Raw genomic sequence first — 21781 nt, forward strand, 5'->3', positions numbered from 1 at the left:
ACATCAAAATAAAGATTTCCTATATATTGTCGACTTTATTTGTTATTTTGATTCAATTTCGTTCAAAAGGGTTGCGTGCAGCATTTTTTATATTCGATTTTGAGTTAAAAAAACATTTTAACGAGTTGCTTCTTCTTTTAATAGCTGTTTTAATTCTACTAACAAACGTTCAGCTCCTTCAGGGCTTAGCATCACTTTGCCATTTCCATAGCTTTTGTTGTATTTCGTTACTTGTCCAGTTAACAGGCAGCTCTTATCTGCATCATATTTTTTCAGCATGATGGTTTGATCTTCTATGAAAATTTCTAAAAGCTGCTCTTCTTTGATATTGAGTACCTTTCGCATTTCTGAAGGCAGCACAATTCTGCCAAGAGAATCAATGTGTCTGACCATCCCAGTTCTTTTCAATGACATTGCCTCCTTAAAGATGATATGATGATTCCAATCATTGACTTTTGTCAACGTTTTCATAGTAAAATAGATCTTCAAATTTTTTATCAAAGTAATGAATCATTTTGCCAATGACAAGCTGTCCTGGTTTCCGGTGACCATTTAATACCCTGCTGAGTGTGGCAGGAGAGATGCCAATTTCATCTGCGAGCTGATTTAAAGACATATCGTTTTCGATCATATACTGCATCACAAAAGCTCGCCTGATCTGAATCTTTTCGACCATCATTACAACCTCCTATAGGATCAATATGTACAGAATGTAGGACTCTCACAACACACAAATCTATTAACTTATGTCAACACTTTTGCACCTCTGCTATTTCCTTTGGTCAATGATCATACTAAAATAAGTCATATACTGAAATGTGAGGTTCGATGTCATGAATCACTTTGGTGAACAATTACGCATTTTAAGAGAAAATAGAAAAATGTCTGTCAATCAACTCGCCATGTATTCGGGTGTAAGCGCTGCTGGTATTTCTCGTATTGAAAATGGAAAGCGTGGTGTGCCCAAGCCTTTAACCATAAAAAAATTAGCACACGCCTTGAAGGTGCCTTATGAGGATTTAATGCTGCTTGCCGGTCATATAGAACAGGAAAAGGTTCATGAAATGAAACCTAAATATGAGTCCATGTTGAAAATCTATCAAACGGCGCTTCAAAAGGATGTAGAACATCTCCCCATTTTTGATGGAGACCAATGGGAAACGCTCTCTGCACAAGACATCAGCCAGCTGAATGAATACTTTCTCACGCTCATCAACCAAAAAAAGGCGAACAAATAGCGGGGTATAAACTTAAGATACATCTACCATTAACTAATGTCAATATTTTCATGGTATACTTATTGCCAATAGTCAACAAATCAAGTAAAATAGAATTACCTAATCTTTAACCATGTGAGGTTTTGAGTTGATGAACTTTGGTGCATATTTAAGAGCATTGCGTGAGGAAAAGAAGCTATCAGTGAACCAATTAGCCATGTATTCAGAGGTCAGCGCTGCCGGTATTTCTCGAATTGAAAACGGGAAACGCGGCATTCCGAAACCTCCTACGATTAAGAAACTAGCAGGTGCATTAAAGGTACCTTATGAGGAAATGATGCAGGCAGCTGGTTATATTGAAGAAGCATCTCCTGTCCCTCTGATAAAGGAAGAGGAAATGGCTTTATCCAAAATAAAAGAAGCCGCAGAGCAATATGAACTTGGTGATCTCGAAATATTTGATGGAAGCATATGGTCTACCCTTTCTAAAAAAGAAATAGAGGATCTAAACCGCTATCTGCTGTTTATGTTAAACAGCCGCTCGTCATCATAAAATGTTTTGATCATTGACAAGCTTTTTGCACTGATTGATGACAGAATTACGGTATAATGAGTTCAGATTGGAGTGAAGAAAGATGAATCAATCTGACATGTGCCCGCGGTTTGAAAAAGCAGTTGAGTTATTAAGTAAACGCTGGGTTGCACTGATTGTTTTTCAGCTTCTCTCAGGTCAGCAGCGCTTTAGTGAAATTGAGGCGGCTCTGACAAATTTAAGCGGAAGAGTATTATCTGAGAGATTAAAAGAGCTGGAAGCAGCAGGCATTGTAAAACGGGAGGTTTTTGCTGAAACACCCGTACGCATTGAGTATTCTTTAACTGATATGGGGCGTTCACTTGCACCCGTTTTTGAGGAAATTTCGAAGTGGTCCACTGAATGGATCACACTTGAATCATAAAATTTCTCCATGTGAGCCGCCTGATGATCATAAAACAACCTCCCTTACAGATGTAAGGGAGGTTTTGTCTATTCAGCCGCTTAAGCAGATGTGATGTTTTTTTCAGCTAACGCTTTTCTCTCTTTTTTCTTGTTTGTTGGGCTTAAATAGCGTTCAAGCCAGCCCATGACAAGGTCGGCAATGATGGCCATGAGCGCAGTTGGAATAGCGCCTGCTAAAATGATGGCTGTTCCGTTTGTCGCATTTGATCCTCTGATGATGATATCACCAAGTCCTCCCGCACCAACGAATGTCCCAATCGCTGTAATGCCGATTGCGATGACCAGTGCGGTTCTTAAACCAGCCATAATCACCGATAAAGCAAGCGGTAATTCAACCATTCTCAGCACTTGCCATTTCGTCATGCCCATTGCTTTACCCGATTCTAAATAGGCGTGTTCAATGCTGACAATTCCAGTGTATGTGTTTCGGATGATAGGCAGAAGCGAATATAGAAAGAGTGATAGGATCACTGTATTTGCGCCAAGTCCTAATACAAGCATCAACACTGAAAGCATCGCTAACGCTGGTATGGTTTGAATGACATTTGTAATGGCGAACACCCAATTGCTCAGCTTGCGATAATGTGCCACAAAGATGCCTACTGGAATTCCGACAATTGCCGCAAACAACACCCCATACGCTGACATGAGAAAATGCCGATAAAATTCTTCTAACACATATGAACCGTTCTGCTGATAATACGTCCATAATTGCTGCAGTGTGTCCATCAGCCCTGACACCTCCCAATCTTACTCAAAGTAATTGTGTTTTTTCAGGAAATTCTTCGCAACGGTCGCTGGTTCTTGAAGCTCACCGTCGACTTGATAGTTAAGCTCTTGCATTTGTTCTGTACCGATTTTTCCAATCAGCCTGTTGATCACCTTGTCCAGGCCTGGATTTTCTTTTAATACCTTCTCTGGAACAACTGGCGATGCATCATATGGCGGAAAGAATTGTTTATCATCTTTTAAGATTTTGAGATTATAGGCTTTGATCCGGCCATCTGTTGAATAAGCAAGCACAATATCCATTTTTTCATTTTTCAATGCATCATAGACTAAACCAATCTGCATCGGAAAGGTGTTTCCAAATTCGATCCCGTATGTTTTCACAAACCCTTCATAACCGTCGCCTTTCTTTTTGAGCCAAATATTATCGACACCGAAACGGTAATTCTTCGCATTCTTTTTCAAATCAGAGACCGTTTCTACGTTGTTTTCCTTTGCCATCTTTTGCGTCACAGCAAAGGCATACGTATTATCAAATCCATAGGAATCAAACCATTTGTAATCGTAGCGTTTTTTAAATTCTTTTTGAACAATTTCCATCGCACGCTTCGGATCTTTTTCCGCGTCCATTCCGAGCGTACTGGTCAAATCCGTGCCTGTATATCTTGTCGCAGAAATATCAACATCTCCGTTTTCCATCGCTTTCTGCTGCACAGTGTTGGAGCCTAGATTTTTCACAATGGTCGTTTTTTTATCTGTGTAATGTTCAATGATATCCCCAACCATATAGGCCATAATTTCTGATTCGGTAAAGTTTTGTGCGCCAATTCGCAGTGTATTGCCTGAGGAGCCGGCTAGTCCAGGAAGTGAACAGCCACTAATCAATAGCAAGCATCCGGCAAGCAGTGCACTGATCCATTTTGTTTTTCGATTCTTCACATGTGCCAACTCCTTATGAAACTTCCTTCAATCCTTTTAAGCCTTCTGGTGTTACTTTTTTCTCAAGCCTCATCAATGTAAAATCGATGATGACCGCTAAAATGGTGACTGGGATGGCACCAGCAATAATGTATTCCGGCTGGTATAATTGGAGTCCAATTAAAATATAGTCACCAAGACCGCCTCCACCGATAAACGCAGCAAGTGTTGTCCAGCCAATTAAATAAATCGTTGACGTCCTGACACCCGCCATAATAATCGGCACGGCTAGCGGGAGTTCAACAAGACGAATTTGTTCCCATGTCGTCATGCCGATCCCTTTACCAGATTCAAGCAAATTTTTGTTCACACCTTGAACTCCGGCATACGTATTTCTTAAAATAGGCAAAACGGAATAGAAAAATAGAGCAACGATCGCAGGTATTTTCCCAACCCCCAAAATAGGAATAAAAAATGCAAGAATCGCTAAACTAGGGAGTGTTTGAAAGATATTCACGACACCGATGACAAAACCTGCGCCTTTTTTCATTCGTGTGAGTATCACGCCTAAAGGAACGGCGACAATAATGCCTAGCACGACGGCAATTAAAGAAATATATAAATGCTCCCACATTTTTGTGAGGAGTTCCCCACCATTTTTCTCTAGAAAATCGATGATTTGATCCATGTGTACACCTCCTTAGTTCATTTCAGTGACAGCCGGTGTATCTTCTCCCCAGATGGAGTCGTACACAACATCAACAAGACTTGCACGTGTCACAATGCCTTTTAAATGCCCCTCTGCATCCACAACCGGTACATATTTAATACCGCGTATTAAAATTTTCCGGACGGTGTCTCTTAGAAGTGCGCCTTCTTGTACTGTATAGAACTCTGTATTTAAGATCTCACCAACGAAGGCTGCTTTTCTACGGTTCGCATCGATCGTTTCGATATCGATATAACCTTTTAACACATGATTTTCATCCACAACAAGCAAAGAATCGACCCGCTTTTCTCTCATGATGTAAATGGCATCAGTCAACGTTTTTTCGACTGTAATTGTCACTGGCGACGTGTTCATCATCTGTTCTACACGTTCCATGTTTGGATTTGATTGAAGCAGACGTTCTTTCCCGATGAACTCTTCTACGAACTCATTAGCAGGGTTACGCAGAATATCATCTGGCGTGCCTACTTGGACAATCTCTCCATCCTTTAAAATCACAATTCGGTCAGCGAGTTTGATCGCTTCATCCATGTCATGTGTAACGAATACGATTGTTTTATTTAATGTTTTTTGTAGTTTTTTAAACTCTTCTTGCAGTGAATCTCGTGTAATTGGATCAAGTGCACCAAATGGTTCATCCATGAGGATAAGAGGAGGTTCTGCTGCTAGTGCGCGAAGAACGCCAATTCGCTGCTGCTGTCCTCCACTTAGTTCATGCGGGTAACGTTCTAGATACTCCGGCCCCATGTCGACTAGCTTGAGCAGTTCTCGCGCCCGTTCTTTTCGCTTTTCTTCCGGCCATTTTAATAGCTTCGGAACAAGTGAAATGTTTTGCGCAATGGTCATATGGGGGAAAAGTCCAATTTGCTGAATCACATAACCAATTTCTCTTCTTAATTGGACAGCGTCCTTCTTCATAATGTTTTCTCCCTCGATCAAAATGTTTCCTGAGGAAGGTTCAATGAGTCGATTGATCATCTTCATCGTTGTCGTTTTGCCACAGCCGCTCGGTCCAATAAAACAAACAAATTCTCCTTTTGCTATTTCTAAATCAATATGTTTGACAGCTTTTTTTCCGCCTCTATACGTCTTAGATACATTCTCTAGTTTCAGCAAATGAGACACCTCCAATTAGTTGGGTATGTATTTTCAGAAAATTTACACCTTATTAATTATAGTGCAAACTTTGTAAAATAAAAAGTTTACGATATGTTTGTATTGCATAACATTTATTAAAAATTTTCAGTTAACGGGCTGATATGTATAGATCCCTCCTTTTTCCTTCAAATTACTAGCAAATGCTCAATATTTATTGTTTTCATTAACAAACAAGTATATGATATATTGTGTTACAAATTGTCAGTCATGAAGGGATGAAGCGGGGAGTGGACAAGCTAGCGTTAGGCGCCATTCAAAAAGCACAGGATCATTATATTGAAAAAGCTGCCGAGAACATGAATGCCTTTGGTCTTTCTTCTACAGTGGGTAGAGTGCTTGGTATCATTCACATGAACCGTAAACCAATGACGCTGGGAGAGCTCTCAGAGGAGACCGGCATGAGCAAAACGAGAATGAGTCAAGTTGTTCGAGAAATGCTCGATTTGAATATTGCGGAAAAGGTTTATGAAAAAGGAATACGTAAAGATCTGTATGACGTTGAGCAAGATCATTACCAGACATTTATTTCATTGTTTGCAGCCAATTGGTCACGAGTGGTCAGCAAAAATCGCAAGGCACATAAGAAAACGTGCAAGGAATTGCTGGAGCTGCTTGAACAGGAAGACTTGCCAGAAGAGATAGAGGATAAAATCAATCTGCTTCTTTCAGAAATTAAAGAAAGTCTTGATTACTATGACTGGATTAGCCGCTTAATTGAATTCTTCGAAAGTGAAGAAGTGTTTAAGCATGTACCAAAACCTTAAAAAAAGCTGTTTTATTTTACATCATTGTAGAAAAAAACAGCTTTTTTATATACACTTATGACATAAACATTGGGAACATCCCTTTTAAGCCTGCGCCAATCATCTCTACTGCCACGACAGCAAGAATCAATCCCATCAATCGAGTCACAACATTCATCTCTGTTTTCCCCATTTTTCGCATAATGAAACTTGAATAATGAAATGCATAATACGTCATGGCAAGAACGATCACAATACCAAAAAGGATCGCAAGTATATGAAACCCTGCCTCACTTCCTGGGGTTAAACTCATCACTGTGGCGATTGTACCGGGGCCTGCAATGATTGGGATCGCCAGCGGGGTAACGGAGACATCTGCCTTCTCTATGCTTTCTGCCTTTTCGTCCGAATGAGGGTTTTGGACATGTGACTCTTTTGCATTCAGTAAATTGTAAGCGATACCAAAAATAAAAATACCTCCAGCGATGCGGAGTGCATGAATATCGATCCCAAACAACTTGAAAATGAGCCTGCCTGCCAGTAGAAAGGCAACCAAAATAATAAATGATACAACAATGGCTTTTTTGGCCGTCTGAGAGCGTTCTTTCTCTGTATAGCCTTCTGTTAAGGTGATAAAAAGAGGCACGTTTCCAATTGGGTTCGACACAGCAAATAGTGACACAACGACATGAATCATAAAGGAAATCAACAGACACCCTCCTTTTTTCATAGTGTCTGCCAAACTGATGTGAATATTCTCTCGATATGTTAAAACCTGTTTGGATCTAACCGATGTTAATAGAGGTTTAGAGAAAGGGGAATACCACATGAAGAAAACAATCACCATCCTCCTTCTGTCTGTCGCTATTTTAGGCGCAGCTGGCTGGATTGTTTGGCAGGAGCATACAATCACCGCAGCAGCGGAAACACATCAGCAAGAAACCAAAACGAACGATCAGCAGCTGGTGAAGTTAAAGTCAGAAGGAACGGATATGAAGCATGAAATCGATGATCAAAAAAAGAAATTGTCCACAGTCACAAAAAAGCTGAAGGAAAAACAGAAGGCCTATCAAAAAGAAGTCAAACAGCGTAAAGCTCTTGAGGTGGAAATCAATCAGCTTCAAAAAGAGCTGGCAGCATCGAAAGCAACTGCTCAAACGAATAAGCAGTCAGCACAAGCTGCAAGGAAACCTGACGTCAAAAAAGACCCAAATGTCACACATCATCCTCCCTCTCAGTGGGTGCAGGATCAATACGATTGGGGGGTCAAACAAGGGTATATTAAAGAATAGAGAGGATGAAATGAAGTGATACAGATTCAGCCATTGCCTCGTCATCAATCTGTACCTATGGATCTTTTGCTATTAGCTGACCCTTCAAAGGAAAAGATTCTTGCCTATGTACAATCCGGCTCTTGTTATGTCGCCTTTCATGAACAGGACATGATCGGTATCTATGTACTTTCATCACGATCTCAGCACACGGTTGAAATGATGAATGTCGCTGTGAAGGAGTCATGGCAAGGAAAAGGAATTGGGAAGCAGCTGATTCATCATGCCATTGCTGAAGCCAAAGCAGCCGGTTTTCACACGATTGAAATCGGCACAGGAAACTCTAGTATTCACCAGCTGGCACTTTATCAAAAATGCGGCTTTCGCCTAACATCCATTGATCATGATTTTTTCCTTAAGCATTATGATGAACCGATCTATGAAAACGGTATTCAGTGCATGGATATGGTACGGCTGTCGCTCGCTTTTCAAGCAGACTGACTTTTTGTTCAGCCTGCTTTTTTATGATCTGCGCTTTTTTACGACATGAATCACATATTGAATCAAGAAGTAGAGCACGGCGCCAGCTAGAAAGCAGACCGCGCATCCAAAGAGGGTCGCCTCTGAGCTGAATTGATACTTTTCGATTTTCATGATATAAAATGGCATGCCAAACACAGTCGGACTTGATTCAACATGATTGACCTCTAGCAGCAATAAAAATACTGGGGTCATAAACACAGCGAATACATAAAGCATCGCGAGTGTTAAGCCACTAGAAAAAGAATGAAATACTTTGATCATCTATTTCTCTCCTTTCATCTCTTTTAAGCTGGCTGTGATATTTTTCCCGTCTGGGCAGGCTGGATGCAGCATCACAGTGTTCAGTAAAGAAAAAAGCAGCAATTGATGACTCAATGGATGCTTCCACATGAAAAAAAGCACACCAGAGCAGATCACCGGAAAAAGTGGACCTGCAAGTGCCACCATCACATTGAAGCTCGGCCGGGCAAATTTTTCATGCACGATCGACACGTGCTTCCAATCGATCATCACCACATAATCAAAGAGCGGTCTTTGTTCGATTTTGTTACACACCATGACCATCAGCATATGACCGAGTTCATGAATGAGCACAACCGCTATCAAACTAATCAAAAGCTCTATCATCGCAAGATTGGCCTTTTTAACATGGCAGCATATATACAGCTGAAAAATGTAAGGGAACCAATCATATAGGCAGTTGCAAGAAGCTGTGGATCGGATGAAAGCCACTCTAATAAAAGCATATCTAAGAAACTGAACACAGCAATCATCATCAGGATCACAAACATTTTATTAAAATCATTAATTTTCACTACAAACCCTGCACATGCCGCCATGACGGTGATCAATAAAATGGACAGACTCGCCAAAACGTGACCTTCACTTTCAATACCCGTCACCAAATAAGCAAGCCCAATATACACAAAATATATGAGCAAATTGATCGCGTAATAAAATAAAATTCTCGACAATAAATAAGCGCCCTTTGATGTATTCAACATAAAGATGGCTCGATGATTCATATGATATTCCCTGCCAATCATCAGCGGAAGCATGATCAAGATCTCTTTTAACGCAAACTGCACAATAAAGGCATACAGCCAGCCAGTTTCTGCCGGAGAAAAAACAAATGGCAGCCCCACCGTCAAGCAAACAAGAAACAGAAACAAAATGCCCTGTTCTTTAAAAACAGCTGATCGGCTGAAATAAACAAATTCCTGCCGCAGATGAGTCAGAAATGAAGAATGTGTTCTGATTTTTTGGTAAGAAAACGACTTCACTTCTACTTTCAGCTGCAAAAACATCCGATTGACATAACAAGCCGATAAACCCTTCAGCCAAAGCCATCCCGCGCATAGTAAGATCAGCTCAAACACCAGATAGACAGACCGCCATACATGGATCATCTCAACCGCTTTTTGAAAAAGAAGAAACATCAAAGCACTTAGTATCACAAATCCGATCGTTTGCAGTAGCAAATGCTCTTTTGTTTTGGATATGAAGTGGCTCACACCAATTCGCATCAGCATCCAAGAAACGAGCACATACAGCGCCATTACACAGCAAGTGACACATACAACAATGATCCAATACATAGAGAGTGTAACACCGCTAATGAAAAGCCCTAACACGATTGGTAAAAAAAGAAGGCCAAGGATAATGAAGCAAAACAGCACCGGAAAGAAATATACACACAGGACAAATGACACACTTTGAATTGCACTATTTAGAAAGAAAAATTGGTATTCCTGACGCTTCATTTTATTACGGGAAAAGACAATTCCTGCACACAAAAGCAAGAGTGACATTTTGATAAACTGGAGGTATAAAGCAGTTGGCTCGCTATCCTCTGTCTGCATGAAAAAGCGCAGGCTCATGACGACGTACATAGCATACATCAGCAAGAAAAAAGCAGCTGCTGCGAGAAGCTGCAAAGGATATTTTTTGCCGAGCTGCTTTACTTTCGTAGTCAGCATACCCCATTCTATTTTATGAAGAACGCGTTGAGTCCAAATCATTGAGCAACCTCTCCACCTGCATATAGTAATCACGATTCACTTCTTTGTATATCTCCTCAAGTGCCTGATGAGGAAATGTCTGTCTTGCTTCTTGACGAGACATATCCAGTTTTATGTCACCGTTTCTTAAGATCATGAGGTGATCATACAATGTCTCACCAAAGCTCAAATGATGGGTTGAAATGAGGATACCGGCACCTTGATCTCTCAGCTTCATGAGCACCTTTCTTAAGGTGATCATCATATCTGGATCAAGTCCATTCGTTGGCTCGTCGAACACATAATAATCACAAGGCCTGAGGAGCTGTGAAATGATCTGAGTTTTCTTTTGATTGCCATGAGACAGCTGAGCAATTGGCTGATCCATATACGGACTCAGCTCAAAAAGATCGATGAATGTCTCGTCTCGCGCGACATCTTGCTTATTTGGCAGCTGAAGTAAATGAAAATATTCTCTCGGCGTTAAATAATCGAACAAAGCATGGTCGTCTGGAATATAGGAAACATGTTCTTTCAAAAGGGATATGTGAGCTGAGGATTGGAAGTTGAGCTGTTCACCATTTAAGGATACGTGCCCTGTAAATGGCGTCAGCCCAAACATGGATTGGATCATCGTTGTCTTTCCTGCACCATTATGCCCTAAAAGAAGCATCATGCGTCCTTTCTCCACATTCATCTGAATATTGCGGAGAGAGAAGGTGCGGCTATACGTTTTTTCTTTTAATTGTAATGTCAGCATCATGTCCCTCCGTTTGTTTCAAATAGAACAGATGACTTTGCATCTGTTCTCATCACCTATTTAGAAACCGCATTGGATTTTAATGTACATGCCTAAAAACTTAAACTCTCCTAAAAATTTAGAGCCTTTCCCAAATGTTTTGCATGCCCAAATCAATGCTGCAACTGTCACAATGCCTAAAATAGCGGCAAGGACATAAATCCAAAATGCATTTTTCTGTACGTTCTTAGAAGTCAGAATTCGTTGCTTCCTTTCATCATAGGCCGCCAATAGATGAAGTACATACATATACAGCCCTACTGGAAAACGAAGGCTAAAAGGATTCAGCATCTCATCACCCCCTAATATATGTAAAATGATACCACCACCCTACAGAAAGCATAAGTTCATTTCAGCTCATATTTTTAGTCGATTTTTCATGATTTAGTGCTTATAAAATGGTGTGCTGGTGGCTTATCCTCTGACTGAAGGATGAGTTTTTACAGAAATAGGATGTGACAAATGAAACAGCTGACACATCTCAGTCAACACAAAAAAACGCTGCGCCCGCTCTCATAAAAGAGCGGTACGCAGCGCATTGCTGACATTACTTATTCAAGTTATAGAAAGTTGCAATGCCGTGGTATTGTGCTGTTTCAGCCAATTGATCTTCGATGCGAAGTAATTGGTTGTATTTCGCCACACGGTCCGTACGAGACGGAGCACCTGTTTTGATTTGTCCAGCGTTTGTTGCAACTGCGATGTCCGCAATTGTGCTGTCTTCTGTTTCACCAGAACGGTGAGAGATGACAGCTGTGTATCCTGCACGTTTTGCCATTTCGATTGCATCAAATGTTTCAGTCAATGTACCGATTTGGTTTACTTTGATCAGGATTGAGTTACCGACACCATTTTTGATACCTTCAGAAAGTTTCTTCGTATTTGTTACGAATAAGTCGTCTCCTACTAGCTGAACCTTGCTGCCAAGGCGCTCAGTTAATAGTTTATGACCTTCCCAGTCGTTTTCATCAAGGCCGTCTTCGATTGAGATGATTGGGTATTTCGATACCATATCTTCATACCAGTCAACCATTTCAGCAGATGTTTTTACAACACCTTCGCCTGATAAATGATATTTACCGTCTTCTTTGTTATAGAACTCAGAAGATGCAGCATCCATTGCAAGTTTCACTTCTTCACCTGGTTTGAAGCCAGCTTTTTCAATCGCTTCTACGATTGTTTGAAGTGCTTCTTCGTTAGAACCAAGGTTTGGAGCGAATCCACCTTCGTCACCTACAGCTGTGTTTAAGCCTTTTGCGCTTAATACAGATTTCAGGCTATGGAAGATTTGTGCGCCCATACGAAGTGCTTCACGGAAGTTCGGCGCACCTACAGGCATAATCATGAATTCTTGAATGTCTACGTTGTTATCCGCATGCTCTCCGCCATTGACGATGTTCATCATTGGCACTGGAAGCGTTTTGGAGTTGAATCCACCAAGGTATTGGTAAAGTGGAATTTGTAAGAAATCAGCAGCCGCACGTGCTACAGCGATAGATACGCCAAGAATTGCGTTTGCGCCTAATTTCCCTTTGTTTTCTGTTCCATCAAGTTCGATTAACATTTTGTCAATCGCTACTTGTTCTGTTACATCAAAGCCTAAAAGCTCTGGTGCAATGATTTCGTTTACGTTGTTTACAGCTGTCAGAACACCTTTTCCAAGGTAACGGTCTTTATCTCCGTCACGTAGTTCTACTGCTTCATATTCACCAGTAGAAGCACCACTTGGAACTAATGCACGGCCAAAGCCGCCAGATTCTGTGTAAACTTCTACTTCAACTGTTGGATTACCGCGAGAGTCTAATACTTCGCGTGCATATACGTCAACAATGTATGGCATGATTATTTCGCTCCTTTTGAATCAATTTTGTTATTTTTGAATCAATGATGTTCCTGTCATCTCTTTTGGTTTTTCAAGACCAAGTAAGTCTAAAAGCGTTGGAGATAGATCAGCTAAAATGCCGCCTTCTCTAAGCGTCGCACCTTTTTTCGTTACGATGACTGGAACAGGGTTTGTCGTATGTGCAGTATGCGGTTTTCCTTCTTCGGTAATCAGCACGTCTGCGTTACCGTGGTCTGCCGTGATGATGGCATGTCCGCCTTTAGCTAGGATTGCGTCGACTACAGCTCCTAAGCACTCATCTACTGCTTCAATTGCTTTAATTGTTGGCTCGAGCATTCCTGAATGACCAACCATATCCGGGTTAGCAAAGTTCAGAATGATCGCATCATGCTTGTCGGCATTGATGTCTTCAACAAGTGCATCCTTCACTTCGTAAGCGCTCATTTCCGGCTTTAGGTCATAGGTTGCCACATTTGGTGAATTGATCAAGATGCGGTCTTCACCAGGAAATTCTTCTTCACGTCCACCACTCATAAAGAACGTGACATGAGGATATTTCTCTGTTTCAGCAATCCGCAGCTGTTTCAATCCATTTTGAGAAATCACTTCTCCTACTGTGTTATCCAAATTCACTGGTTTGAAGGCCACATAGCCATCAACTGTTTCACTGAAGTGTGTGAAGCAGACGAAGTGTAAATGCTTCGGATGTGCTTCTCCGCGGTCAAACGAGCGGAAATCTTCATTTGTGAAAGTGTTCGAAATTTGGATCGCACGGTCTGGACGGAAGTTATAGAAAATCACAGAGTCGCCGTCGTTTACTTTTGCAACAGGTTCACCATTTTCTGTTGTTATGACAGATGGAATAACGAATTCATCGTAGATTCCATTTTCATATGAGTCATCAACGACATCATAAATGTTTTGATAACTTGGGCCTTCACCATACGCCATCGCGCGATACGCTTTTTCCACACGATCCCAGCGTTTGTCACGGTCCATTGAGTAGTAGCGTCCAGAAAGTGTTGCAATTTCACCGACACCAATTTCTTTAATTTGTTCTTCAAGCTGTTTTAAGTACACTTTGGCTGTCTTCTGACCAACATCACGTCCGTCCAAGAAGCCATGAATGTATACTTTTGTTAAGCCTTCTTTTTTCGCTAGTTTCAGCAGGGCAAATAGATGCTGGATGTGACTGTGCACTCCGCCATCTGACAATAGACCAAATAAATGAAGGGCCTTGTCATTCTCTTTTGCATATGTCATTGCCTCTATGAACGTTTCGTTTTTCTCAAATTCCCCATCACGAATGGCAACATTCACTCTTGTTAAGCTTTGATACACAATGCGTCCTGCACCGATGTTCAAATGCCCAACTTCAGAGTTTCCCATTTGACCTTGCGGGAGACCCACTGCCTCACCTGATGCCGTTAAGGTTTGATGCGGGAATTCGTTCCAGTAGCGGTCAAAGTTCGGTTTCTTTGCTTGTGCAACAGCGTTTCCCACTGTTTCGCCTCTTAAACCGAACCCGTCTAAGATGATTAATGCAGCTGGTTTCTTACTCATATTGACCTTCCTCCAATAATTGAACGAAAGACTGAGGTTCTAGGCTTGCGCCACCAACCAAAGCACCGTCAATATCGGATTCTGCCATATATTCTTTAATGTTCGCCGGCTTCACGCTTCCGCCATATTGAATGCGAAGGCTGTCTGCCGCTTCTTGACCAAATTCGCTTGCAACGGTTTGGCGGATGTGTGCACAAACATCGTTTGCATCTTTCGCTGTAGAAGATTTCCCTGTACCGATGGCCCAAATTGGCTCATACGCAATCACAGATTCAGCCACTTGCTGCTTCGTTAAACCAGCTAGTGCTTTCTTCACTTGATCAGCGACAAGTTCATTTGTTTTGCCTGCTTCACGCTCTTCAAGCGTTTCACCTACACAGATAATTGGAACAATGCCATGCTTAAATGCTGCATGTGCTTTTTTGTTCACTGTTTCATCTGTTTCAGCGAAGAATTCGCGGCGCTCTGAATGTCCAATCACTGAGTAGCCGATGCCAAGATCTTTTAGAGCAGCAGGGCTGATTTCACCAGTGAATGCACCATTTTCTTCAAAGTGCATATTTTGCGCACCAATTTTAAGGTCTGTTCCGTTTGAAAGGCTGTTTAGCTTTTCTAGGAAAAGTGCTGGCGCACAGACAATGGATTCCACTTTGTCAGGAGATGGAATAGATGACTTGACTTCTTCAACGAAGCTAACCGCTTCGCCAAGTGTTTTGTTCATTTTCCAGTTCCCAGCTATAATTGGTTTTCTCATGATTGACACTTCCTTATAGCAGTTTTGTCTTATTTATCGTTTAATGCAGTAACACCTAGAAGCTCTTTGCCTTCCATGAACTCAAGTGAAGCGCCGCCGCCTGTCGAAATATGGCTCATCTGATCGGCAAGACCAAATTTCTCAACAGCTGCTGCTGAGTCTCCACCGCCAATGACAGAATATGTATCTTTTGCTTCTGCCAGTGCTTCTGCGATTGCTTTTGTTCCTTTGGCGAATGCATCGATTTCAAATACACCCATTGGTCCGTTCCAAACAACAAGTTTGCTGTTTTTAATAACATCAGCGTACTTCTCTCTTGTCTCTGTTCCAATATCAAGTGCTTCTAGATCACTTGGAATTTCAGAGATTGGCACAATGCTTGTATTCGCATCATTTGAAAAGTCGTCGGCTACCAGAACATCTGTTGGAATCAGGAAGTTCACGCCTTTTTCTTTTGCACGGTCCATAAAGGATTTCGCTAAATCGACTTTGTCTTCTTCTAATAAAGATTTTCCTACTTCGTGGCCTAGTGCTTTCACAAATGTGTAAGCAAGTCCGCCGCCGATGATGAGGTTGTCCACTTTATCAAGAAGACTTTCAATGACACCGATTTTATCCTTTACTTTTGCGCCACCAATAATCGCTGTAAATGGGCGATCAGGGTTTGAAATGGCTTTTCCTAGAACCTCAAGCTCTTTTTGCATGAGGAAGCCCGAAACAGCCGGAAGATATGCTGCAATACCAGCAGTGGATGCATGTGCACGGTGTGCAGCACCGAACGCATCATTGACATACACATCGGCTAAATCAGCAAATGCTTTTGATAGTTCAGGATCGTTCTTTTCTTCACCAGGATAGAAACGAACGTTTTCAAGCACTAGCACGTCTCCTTCTTTTAAGTCAGAGATTTGCTTTTTCACGTTGTCTCCGTAAGCTTCATCCGCTTTTTTCACTTCTTGTCCAAGAAGCTCTTGCAGACGCTTAGCCACAGGTGTCAGACGCAGTTCTTCAGTAACTTGACCCTTCGGACGACCCAAATGACTAGCTAGCAGTACCTTTGCGCCTTGTCCTGTTAAATACTCAATCGTTGGTAATGCTGCGCGAATACGAGTATCATCCGTCACTTTTCCGTCTTTCATTGGAACGTTAAAATCTACGCGGCAGAACACAACTTTACCTTTTACGTCAATGTCTTTTACTGATTTTTTATTCATGCTCGTCAGGAGATCCTCCTTTATTCTGGTTTCCTTACGCATTGGACAAGTCTCTCTTTATCCTTTTCCCATTTTGCCCTCATCAAAACGAGAAATCGTGCAGAACGGATAAAAGAAGAGAAAAAGGGAAAGGGATGCTTCCCCTTCCCTTGTCCGTCTTCATTATATCGTGTCTCTAGGAAAGAACCAAGTGAGTTCCTTCAGCGTCAGAAATTAAAGACCTTGTTTTGCAATGTAAGCTGCAAGGTCAACTACGCGGTGAGAATATCCACTCTCGTTATCGTACCAAGAGATGACTTTCACCATGCTGCCTTCCATGACCATTGTAGAAAGAGCATCAATTGTAGAAGAGTTTGCATTACCATTGTAGTCACCAGATACTAATGGCTCTTCGCTGTAGCCAAGGATTCCGTTAAGTTCTCCTTCAGCTGCTTCTTTAAGTGCTGCATTTACGTCTTCAGCTGTTACATCTTGGTTTAATTCAGCCACAAGGTCAACTAAAGAAACGTTAGGTGTTGGAACACGCATTGCGCCACCGTTTAATTTGCCTTTTAGTTCAGGCAATACAAGTGAAACGGCTTTCGCAGCACCTGTAGAAGTTGGGATGATGTTTTCCGCAGCTGCACGAGCACGACGGTAGTCTTTGTGCGGAAGATCAAGAATTTGCTGGTCATTTGTGTATGAGTGAACAGTTGTCATCATACCGCGTTTAATACCAAATTTATCGTTAAGTACTTTTGCAAATGGAGCTAAGCAGTTAGTCGTACAAGATGCATTAGAGATGACATCGTGGCTAGCTGCATCGTATTTGTCTTCGTTTACACCCATAACGATTGTGATATCTTCTTCGTTAGCAGGAGCAGAGATGATGACTTTTTTAGCGCCAGCTTCTAAGTGTTTTGCAGCGTCTGCACGCTTAGTGAAGAACCCAGTAGATTCAACAACGATTTCTACGCCTTGTTTACCCCAGCTTAATTTTGCAGGGTCACGCTCAGCTGATACTTCGATTGTTTTACCGTTCACTACTAAGTTTGTACCGTCTACAGAAACTTCTGCATCTAGTTTTCCGTGAACAGAGTCATATTGTAAAAGGTGTGCAAGCATGTTAGCGTCTGTTAGATCGTTAACCGCTACTACCTCAACTTCAGGATTGTTTAATGCTGCACGAAATACGTTACGTCCAATACGTCCAAATCCGTTAATACCGACTTTTACTGCCATGATGTTTCCTCCTTTTATAGGTCACAATGTTTTATATTGAGGGATCAATTGACTCCCTTAATAACTCTTTTGCGGCTCCTTCGTCTGTGACGAGAACCGTTCGGCGGGGTTTTTTGAAATAAGCTTCAATGGCCCCTGCCTTTGATGATCCACCTGCAACAGCAATGATGTGTGGAATGCTTTCTAAATCATCTAGCTGCATGCCGACGGAGTGCACTTTGTGGACGACCTCACCATCACGATTAAAGTAATAGCCAAAGGCCTCGGTCACTGCGTCATGCTCATCAATCTTTTTTAAATCTTCAGCTGGTGTGTTTCGTCTCATCGCCATTGTTTTTGCTTCACCGATTCCATGAATGAGCATCGTAGATGATTTAATCGTTTGAAGCACTTCTTTGACTGATGGCTCTTCGATAATCGAAGAGTAAGCACCTTCTGACAGCTGTCCTGGAACAAACAGCAGTTTGTAAGTACCGGAAGCTTTTTCAGCCATGTGGGCACAAATGGTGTTTGCCTGATTTTTCACATTTTCCCCAAGACCGCCTCTCGCAGGGACAAACATCATGTCGCGATTTTTGGCATCTGGGGTCATCATTTCGGCAACGGCTTCCATCGTCGTTCCGCCAGTGACGGCGACGATATTATTTCCTGTAAACCTTTTTTTCATACATTGGACAGCAGCTCTTCCCATTTCTTGCTTCACCCACGGGGAATCGTCACTGTCACCAGAAACGATGATCACTTCTTCTAGGCCTAACTTTCTCTTTAATGTATTTTCCAAAAAGGTTAAACCTAAAACGTCCTTCATCATTCCTTCAAGCATGTCTAGCAAAGCATGACCCTCACTCGTCAGCATCATACCGCTCGTTTTGACATCCAGCAGGTTTTGTTCTTTTAAGAACTGAACTTCAGCCCTTAAGATGCGCTCACTGAGCCCAAGACTCGTCGCAAGGCTTCTGCGGCCAATTGGTTCAGCTAACCTGATGTACTGCAAAATGTCGTAGCGTTTTTGCATAACTGTGAGAAGATCTGGCAATAATTTTTTTTGAGCTTCCAATAAACGATTCATGGCTAACGACCCTTTCTTTTCACGTTGGACTCAAAACGTCCCACTGTGACAAAAAACGTCCCGCCACAGCCAAAAAAAATCAATCCCTGCTTTCTTTAATTATTTTAACAGGGTCATCTTGCATTTTCAACTCTTACAAACACATTTAGACAAAAAATAGACACATTTTCACCGATAACCTGCTTGTCATCAAGGTTCTTGCTATGCAAATATTTATTTTTCTTTTATATATAATGAATTTGTCATTAAAAAGGTGCAGGCTGATGCGTCAGCCTGCTTATGTTTTAGATATCGGCCTTTCCTCTTCGGCAAACCGTTTTGCATCTTCCTTCGGTTTGATTTTGAGATAATAAATGATGTAGCAAACGGCCATGAATGGAACACCGCAATAAAGACCAATTCGCTGATCCTCAATAAAGAATAAACTGATGAGGACGATGCCAAATGCGATAAAGCCTGCCAATGGCACAAATGGATATAACGGTGTACGAAAGACGAGATCCTTTACATCTCCGCCCGTTTTTACGAAGTGTCTTCTAAAGAAATACTGAGATAAACAAATGGACATCCAGACAACAACAAGGACCATACCAGAAATCGAAATGAGCCAGACATACACCGTTTTTGGTGCCACAACACTTGTGAGCAGAGATAGAGCGGATACGCTCATTGTCACCAATAGTGCATTGATCGGAATTTTACGCCTGGACAACTTTTTCGTAAAGGTAGGGCCTTTTCCATCTTTAGAAAGTGCCCAAAGCATACGTGATGATGCATATAATCCAGAGTTCGCTACAGATAAGACAGCTGTGATGATAATAAAATTCATGATATCTGCGGCGTATGGTATGCCGACCTTGTCCAGCACTACAACAAACGGACTGTCCACAGCACCGGCTGTCTGCCAAGGAAGAAGTGCGGCAAGAACCGCAATGGATAAGACGAAAAAGACCATCGTTCTCCAAATAATATTCCGTATAGATCGAGGCAATGTTTTTTCAGGGCTTTCACTCTCTCCTGCTGCGATCCCTACAAGCTCTGTTCCTTGAAAGGAAAAATTGACCGTGACCATGGTTAATAAAATAGCAAAAATACCATTAGGAAAAAGTCCGCCATGATCCGTCAAATGACGAAATAGAGGGGCTGATTCCCCGTCCTTCAGATGAATCATTCCGAAAATTGCGCCAATTCCAATGATAATGAACAGTAAGATGGCAGCGACCTTGATGGCCGAAAACCAAAACTCCGTTTCAGCGAAGCTGCGTGCTGAGATGGCATTAATGGCAAATAAAATCACACTAAATGCAAGACACCAAAGCCAAACAGGGATATCTGGGAACCACCTTTGGAGTAAAATACCTGCCGACGTAAACTCAAGTCCAATCGTACACGCCCAGCTAAACCAATAAAGCCAGCCGATCATAAAGCCTGTGGACGGACCAATATATTTGGTCGCATACTCTTGAAAGGACCCGGCTGTCGGCATTGCCACTGCTAATTCACCAAGACACAGCATCACTAAATACATTAACAGTCCGCCAATGATAAACGAAAGAATGGCTCCCCCGGGCCCTGCCTGGTGGATAATGAGTCCTGACCCAAGGAAAAGACCTGTACCGATGACGCCGCCTAAGGCAATCATAAAGAGATGTCTGCTTTTCATGGAACGCTCTAGTTCATTATGCTGATCTTGCTTCAAATCCGCTTCCCCACTTTCACTCTTCTATTCATCATCCTTTGACAAAATTCGCCGCTCGTTGAAAGAGAAAGGGAGAATGTGTAGGCTTCTCCCTTTTACATTTATGCTTGAAACAATGCTTCAATATGACCGATCGCCCAGTCTAAATCTTCTTTTGAAATGGTAAGCGGCGGTGCAAAACGGATCACTGTCTCATGGGTTTCTTTGCATAACAGTCCTGCTTGTTTGAGTTTCTCACAATAGGGTCTAGCTGCCTCTGTCAGCTCCATGCCAATAAATAGTCCGCGTCCGCGTACTTCCCTAATGACAGGGCTTTGAATACGTGACAGTTTGTCTTTTAAGTATTGGCCAAGCTCCATGGAACGCTCTGCAAGCTTCTCGTCGATTAAGACATCCAGTGCAGCAAGCGACACCGCACACGCAAGAGGATTTCCGCCAAAGGTAGACCCATGAGACCCGGGATTAAACACGCCTAAAATATCGCGGTTTGCCACAACACATGAGATCGGAAATACTCCGCCGCCTAATGCCTTGCCGAGGATCAGCATATCAGGCTCAATTTCTTCCCAGTCGCAGGCAAACATCTTGCCTGTCCGCGCTAATCCCACTTGAATTTCATCTGCAATGAATAACACATTTTCCTTTTCACATAGCGCCTTCGCTTCTTTCAAGAAGCCCTCTGGCGGCATGACAATGCCCGCTTCTCCTTGAATCGGCTCAATGAGAAAAGCCGCTGTTTGTGGCGTAATGGCTTCACGTAACGCCTCAATATCTCCGTAAGAAATGAGCTTGATTCCCGGAAGCATCGGTCCGAAACCTCTTTGATATTCTGCTTCAGAAGAAAGAGACACAGCCGTCATCGTTCGGCCATGAAAATTTCCGACACAAGCAATGATTTCCGCACGATTTTCTTCGATTCCTTTGATGTCATATCCCCAGCGTCTCGCTGCTTTTACAGCCGTCTCCACAGCCTCCGCTCCTGTATTCATCGGCAATGCCATGTCTTTATTTGTCAGTTTACAAATTTTCTCATACCAAGGACCAAGCTGATCATTATGAAAAGCCCTCGAGGTGAGCGTCACGCGGTCTGCCTGTTTTTTGAGCGCATCAATAATGCGGGGATGGCGATGTCCCTGGTTCACTGCGGAATACGCACTCAGCATATCCATGTATCGATTGCCTTCAGGGTCAGTCACCCATACTCCCTCAGCCTCTGAAATCACAATTGGCAGTGGATGATAATTCGCAGCACCGTATTGCTCTGTTTGTTGAATCAATTCATTTGTCTGTGTCATTGTATAATCCTCCTTCTA

26 protein-coding genes are annotated in these 21781 nt (G+C 42.1%); 6 read left to right on the forward strand and 20 right to left on the reverse strand.

All coding sequences use genetic code 11. The features are described 5' to 3' along the window. Positions 1-117: 117 nt before the first annotated feature. Together NPA43_RS15180 and NPA43_RS15185 are read right to left on the reverse strand one after the other, a co-directional pair. Positions 118-408, reverse strand: a complete 291-nt coding sequence (locus NPA43_RS15180) for an AbrB/MazE/SpoVT family DNA-binding domain-containing protein (RefSeq protein WP_003213714.1) — start codon at positions 406-408, stop codon at positions 118-120. 37 nt (positions 409-445) lie between these two features. Next, positions 446-679 carry a helix-turn-helix domain-containing protein gene (locus NPA43_RS15185; RefSeq protein WP_024719830.1) on the reverse strand — a complete coding sequence of 78 codons (234 nt, stop codon included), beginning with the start codon at positions 677-679 and terminating at the stop codon, positions 446-448. Positions 680-833: 154 nt separating this feature from the next. Here NPA43_RS15185 and NPA43_RS15190 point away from each other — a divergent pair, with 154 nt between their 5' ends. The 3 genes from NPA43_RS15190 (at position 834) to NPA43_RS15200 (ending at position 2173) form a co-directional block, all read left to right on the forward strand. Beyond that, complete coding sequence (locus tag NPA43_RS15190; RefSeq protein ID WP_099727919.1) at positions 834-1238, forward strand: helix-turn-helix domain-containing protein; 405 nt, start codon at positions 834-836, stop codon at positions 1236-1238. Positions 1239-1368: 130 nt separating this feature from the next. Further along, positions 1369-1770, forward strand: a complete 402-nt coding sequence (locus NPA43_RS15195) for a helix-turn-helix domain-containing protein (RefSeq protein WP_283775060.1) — start codon at positions 1369-1371, stop codon at positions 1768-1770. Positions 1771-1852: 82 nt separating this feature from the next. Beyond that, positions 1853-2173 carry a catDE operon transcriptional regulator CatR gene (locus NPA43_RS15200; RefSeq protein WP_034316754.1) on the forward strand — a complete coding sequence of 107 codons (321 nt, stop codon included), beginning with the start codon at positions 1853-1855 and terminating at the stop codon, positions 2171-2173. 80 nt (positions 2174-2253) lie between these two features. On the opposite strand, the gene NPA43_RS15205 is transcribed toward NPA43_RS15200, so the two are convergent. The 4 genes from NPA43_RS15205 to NPA43_RS15220 are packed head-to-tail and all read right to left on the reverse strand — an operon-like array spanning position 2254 to position 5707. Next, on the reverse strand, positions 2254-2943 hold the full coding sequence (locus NPA43_RS15205) for an ABC transporter permease (RefSeq protein WP_034280931.1): 690 nt from the start codon (positions 2941-2943) through the stop codon (positions 2254-2256). A 21-nt stretch (positions 2944-2964) separates the two neighbouring features. Next, on the reverse strand, positions 2965-3882 hold the full coding sequence (locus tag NPA43_RS15210) for an osmoprotectant ABC transporter substrate-binding protein (protein WP_230030732.1): 918 nt from the start codon (positions 3880-3882) through the stop codon (positions 2965-2967). Between the two features lie 13 nt (positions 3883-3895). After that, entirely contained in the window at positions 3896-4549 is a 654-nt protein-coding gene (locus NPA43_RS15215; RefSeq protein WP_099727922.1) for an ABC transporter permease, read from the reverse strand. Positions 4550-4561: 12 nt separating this feature from the next. Next, positions 4562-5707 (reverse strand): betaine/proline/choline family ABC transporter ATP-binding protein, encoded by a 1146-nt coding sequence (locus NPA43_RS15220; protein WP_099727923.1) that lies wholly within the window; start codon positions 5705-5707, stop codon positions 4562-4564. Positions 5708-5976: 269 nt separating this feature from the next. Between NPA43_RS15220 and NPA43_RS15225 the strand changes: the two genes are divergently transcribed. Next, a complete protein-coding gene (locus tag NPA43_RS15225; RefSeq protein ID WP_099727924.1) occupies positions 5977-6513 on the forward strand; it encodes a GbsR/MarR family transcriptional regulator in 537 nt (178 codons plus the stop codon). A gap of 55 nt (positions 6514-6568) precedes the next feature. On the opposite strand, the gene NPA43_RS15230 is transcribed toward NPA43_RS15225, so the two are convergent. Continuing rightward, positions 6569-7201 carry a MarC family protein gene (locus NPA43_RS15230; RefSeq protein WP_099727925.1) on the reverse strand — a complete coding sequence of 211 codons (633 nt, stop codon included), beginning with the start codon at positions 7199-7201 and terminating at the stop codon, positions 6569-6571. Positions 7202-7319: 118 nt separating this feature from the next. Here NPA43_RS15230 and NPA43_RS15235 point away from each other — a divergent pair, with 118 nt between their 5' ends. Then, positions 7320-7784 carry a hypothetical protein gene (locus NPA43_RS15235; protein ID WP_099727926.1) on the forward strand — a complete coding sequence of 155 codons (465 nt, stop codon included), beginning with the start codon at positions 7320-7322 and terminating at the stop codon, positions 7782-7784. A 15-nt stretch (positions 7785-7799) separates the two neighbouring features. Next, positions 7800-8264 (forward strand): GNAT family N-acetyltransferase, encoded by a 465-nt coding sequence (locus NPA43_RS15240; RefSeq protein ID WP_099727927.1) that lies wholly within the window; start codon positions 7800-7802, stop codon positions 8262-8264. 21 nt (positions 8265-8285) lie between these two features. Here the strand turns inward: NPA43_RS15240 and NPA43_RS15245 are convergent, their stop codons facing one another. The 13 genes from NPA43_RS15245 to NPA43_RS15305 form a co-directional block, all read right to left on the reverse strand. Beyond that, positions 8286-8567 (reverse strand): hypothetical protein, encoded by a 282-nt coding sequence (locus NPA43_RS15245; protein ID WP_099727928.1) that lies wholly within the window; start codon positions 8565-8567, stop codon positions 8286-8288. Continuing rightward, positions 8568-8933 (reverse strand): hypothetical protein, encoded by a 366-nt coding sequence (locus tag NPA43_RS15250; protein WP_099727929.1) that lies wholly within the window; start codon positions 8931-8933, stop codon positions 8568-8570. Next, entirely contained in the window at positions 8930-10327 is a 1398-nt protein-coding gene (locus tag NPA43_RS15255) for a hypothetical protein (protein WP_099727930.1), read from the reverse strand. Before NPA43_RS15255 ends, NPA43_RS15250 begins: the two co-directional genes overlap by 4 nt. After that, the gene (locus tag NPA43_RS15260) at positions 10299-11069 is read right to left on the reverse strand and encodes an ATP-binding cassette domain-containing protein (RefSeq protein ID WP_256499021.1); all 771 of its coding nucleotides are present in this window, start codon (positions 11067-11069) and stop codon (positions 10299-10301) included. Before NPA43_RS15260 ends, NPA43_RS15255 begins: the two co-directional genes overlap by 29 nt. 57 nt (positions 11070-11126) lie before the next feature. Continuing rightward, positions 11127-11396 (reverse strand): hypothetical protein, encoded by a 270-nt coding sequence (locus NPA43_RS15265; RefSeq protein ID WP_099727932.1) that lies wholly within the window; start codon positions 11394-11396, stop codon positions 11127-11129. A 256-nt stretch (positions 11397-11652) separates the two neighbouring features. Further along, positions 11653-12945 (reverse strand): phosphopyruvate hydratase, encoded by a 1293-nt coding sequence (gene eno / locus NPA43_RS15270; RefSeq protein ID WP_003212752.1) that lies wholly within the window; start codon positions 12943-12945, stop codon positions 11653-11655. 30 nt (positions 12946-12975) lie between these two features. After that, positions 12976-14511: a 2,3-bisphosphoglycerate-independent phosphoglycerate mutase gene (gpmI, locus tag NPA43_RS15275; RefSeq protein WP_256499022.1), complete on the reverse strand. Its 1536-nt coding sequence runs from the start codon at positions 14509-14511 to the stop codon at positions 12976-12978. Then, positions 14504-15265, reverse strand: coding sequence for a triose-phosphate isomerase (gene tpiA / locus NPA43_RS15280; protein ID WP_017359213.1), 762 nt, complete (start codon positions 15263-15265; stop codon positions 14504-14506). The genes gpmI and tpiA overlap by 8 nt, the downstream gene beginning before the upstream one ends. Before the next feature lie 29 nt (positions 15266-15294). Then, entirely contained in the window at positions 15295-16479 is a 1185-nt protein-coding gene (locus NPA43_RS15285; RefSeq protein ID WP_256499023.1) for a phosphoglycerate kinase, read from the reverse strand. Positions 16480-16692: 213 nt separating this feature from the next. Next, entirely contained in the window at positions 16693-17700 is a 1008-nt protein-coding gene (gene gap, locus NPA43_RS15290; RefSeq protein WP_012011304.1) for a type I glyceraldehyde-3-phosphate dehydrogenase, read from the reverse strand. A gap of 31 nt (positions 17701-17731) precedes the next feature. Further along, the gene (locus tag NPA43_RS15295) at positions 17732-18769 is read right to left on the reverse strand and encodes a sugar-binding transcriptional regulator (RefSeq protein WP_249704584.1); all 1038 of its coding nucleotides are present in this window, start codon (positions 18767-18769) and stop codon (positions 17732-17734) included. 277 nt (positions 18770-19046) lie between these two features. Continuing rightward, positions 19047-20468 carry an amino acid permease gene (locus tag NPA43_RS15300; RefSeq protein ID WP_256499024.1) on the reverse strand — a complete coding sequence of 474 codons (1422 nt, stop codon included), beginning with the start codon at positions 20466-20468 and terminating at the stop codon, positions 19047-19049. Between the two features lie 101 nt (positions 20469-20569). After that, a complete protein-coding gene (locus NPA43_RS15305) occupies positions 20570-21763 on the reverse strand; it encodes an ornithine--oxo-acid transaminase (RefSeq protein WP_099727936.1) in 1194 nt (397 codons plus the stop codon). Positions 21764-21781: the final 18 nt, after the last annotated feature.

The organism is Bacillus pumilus, from assembly GCF_024498355.1.
GTDB classification, from domain to species: Bacteria; Bacillota; Bacilli; order Bacillales; family Bacillaceae; genus Bacillus; species Bacillus pumilus_P.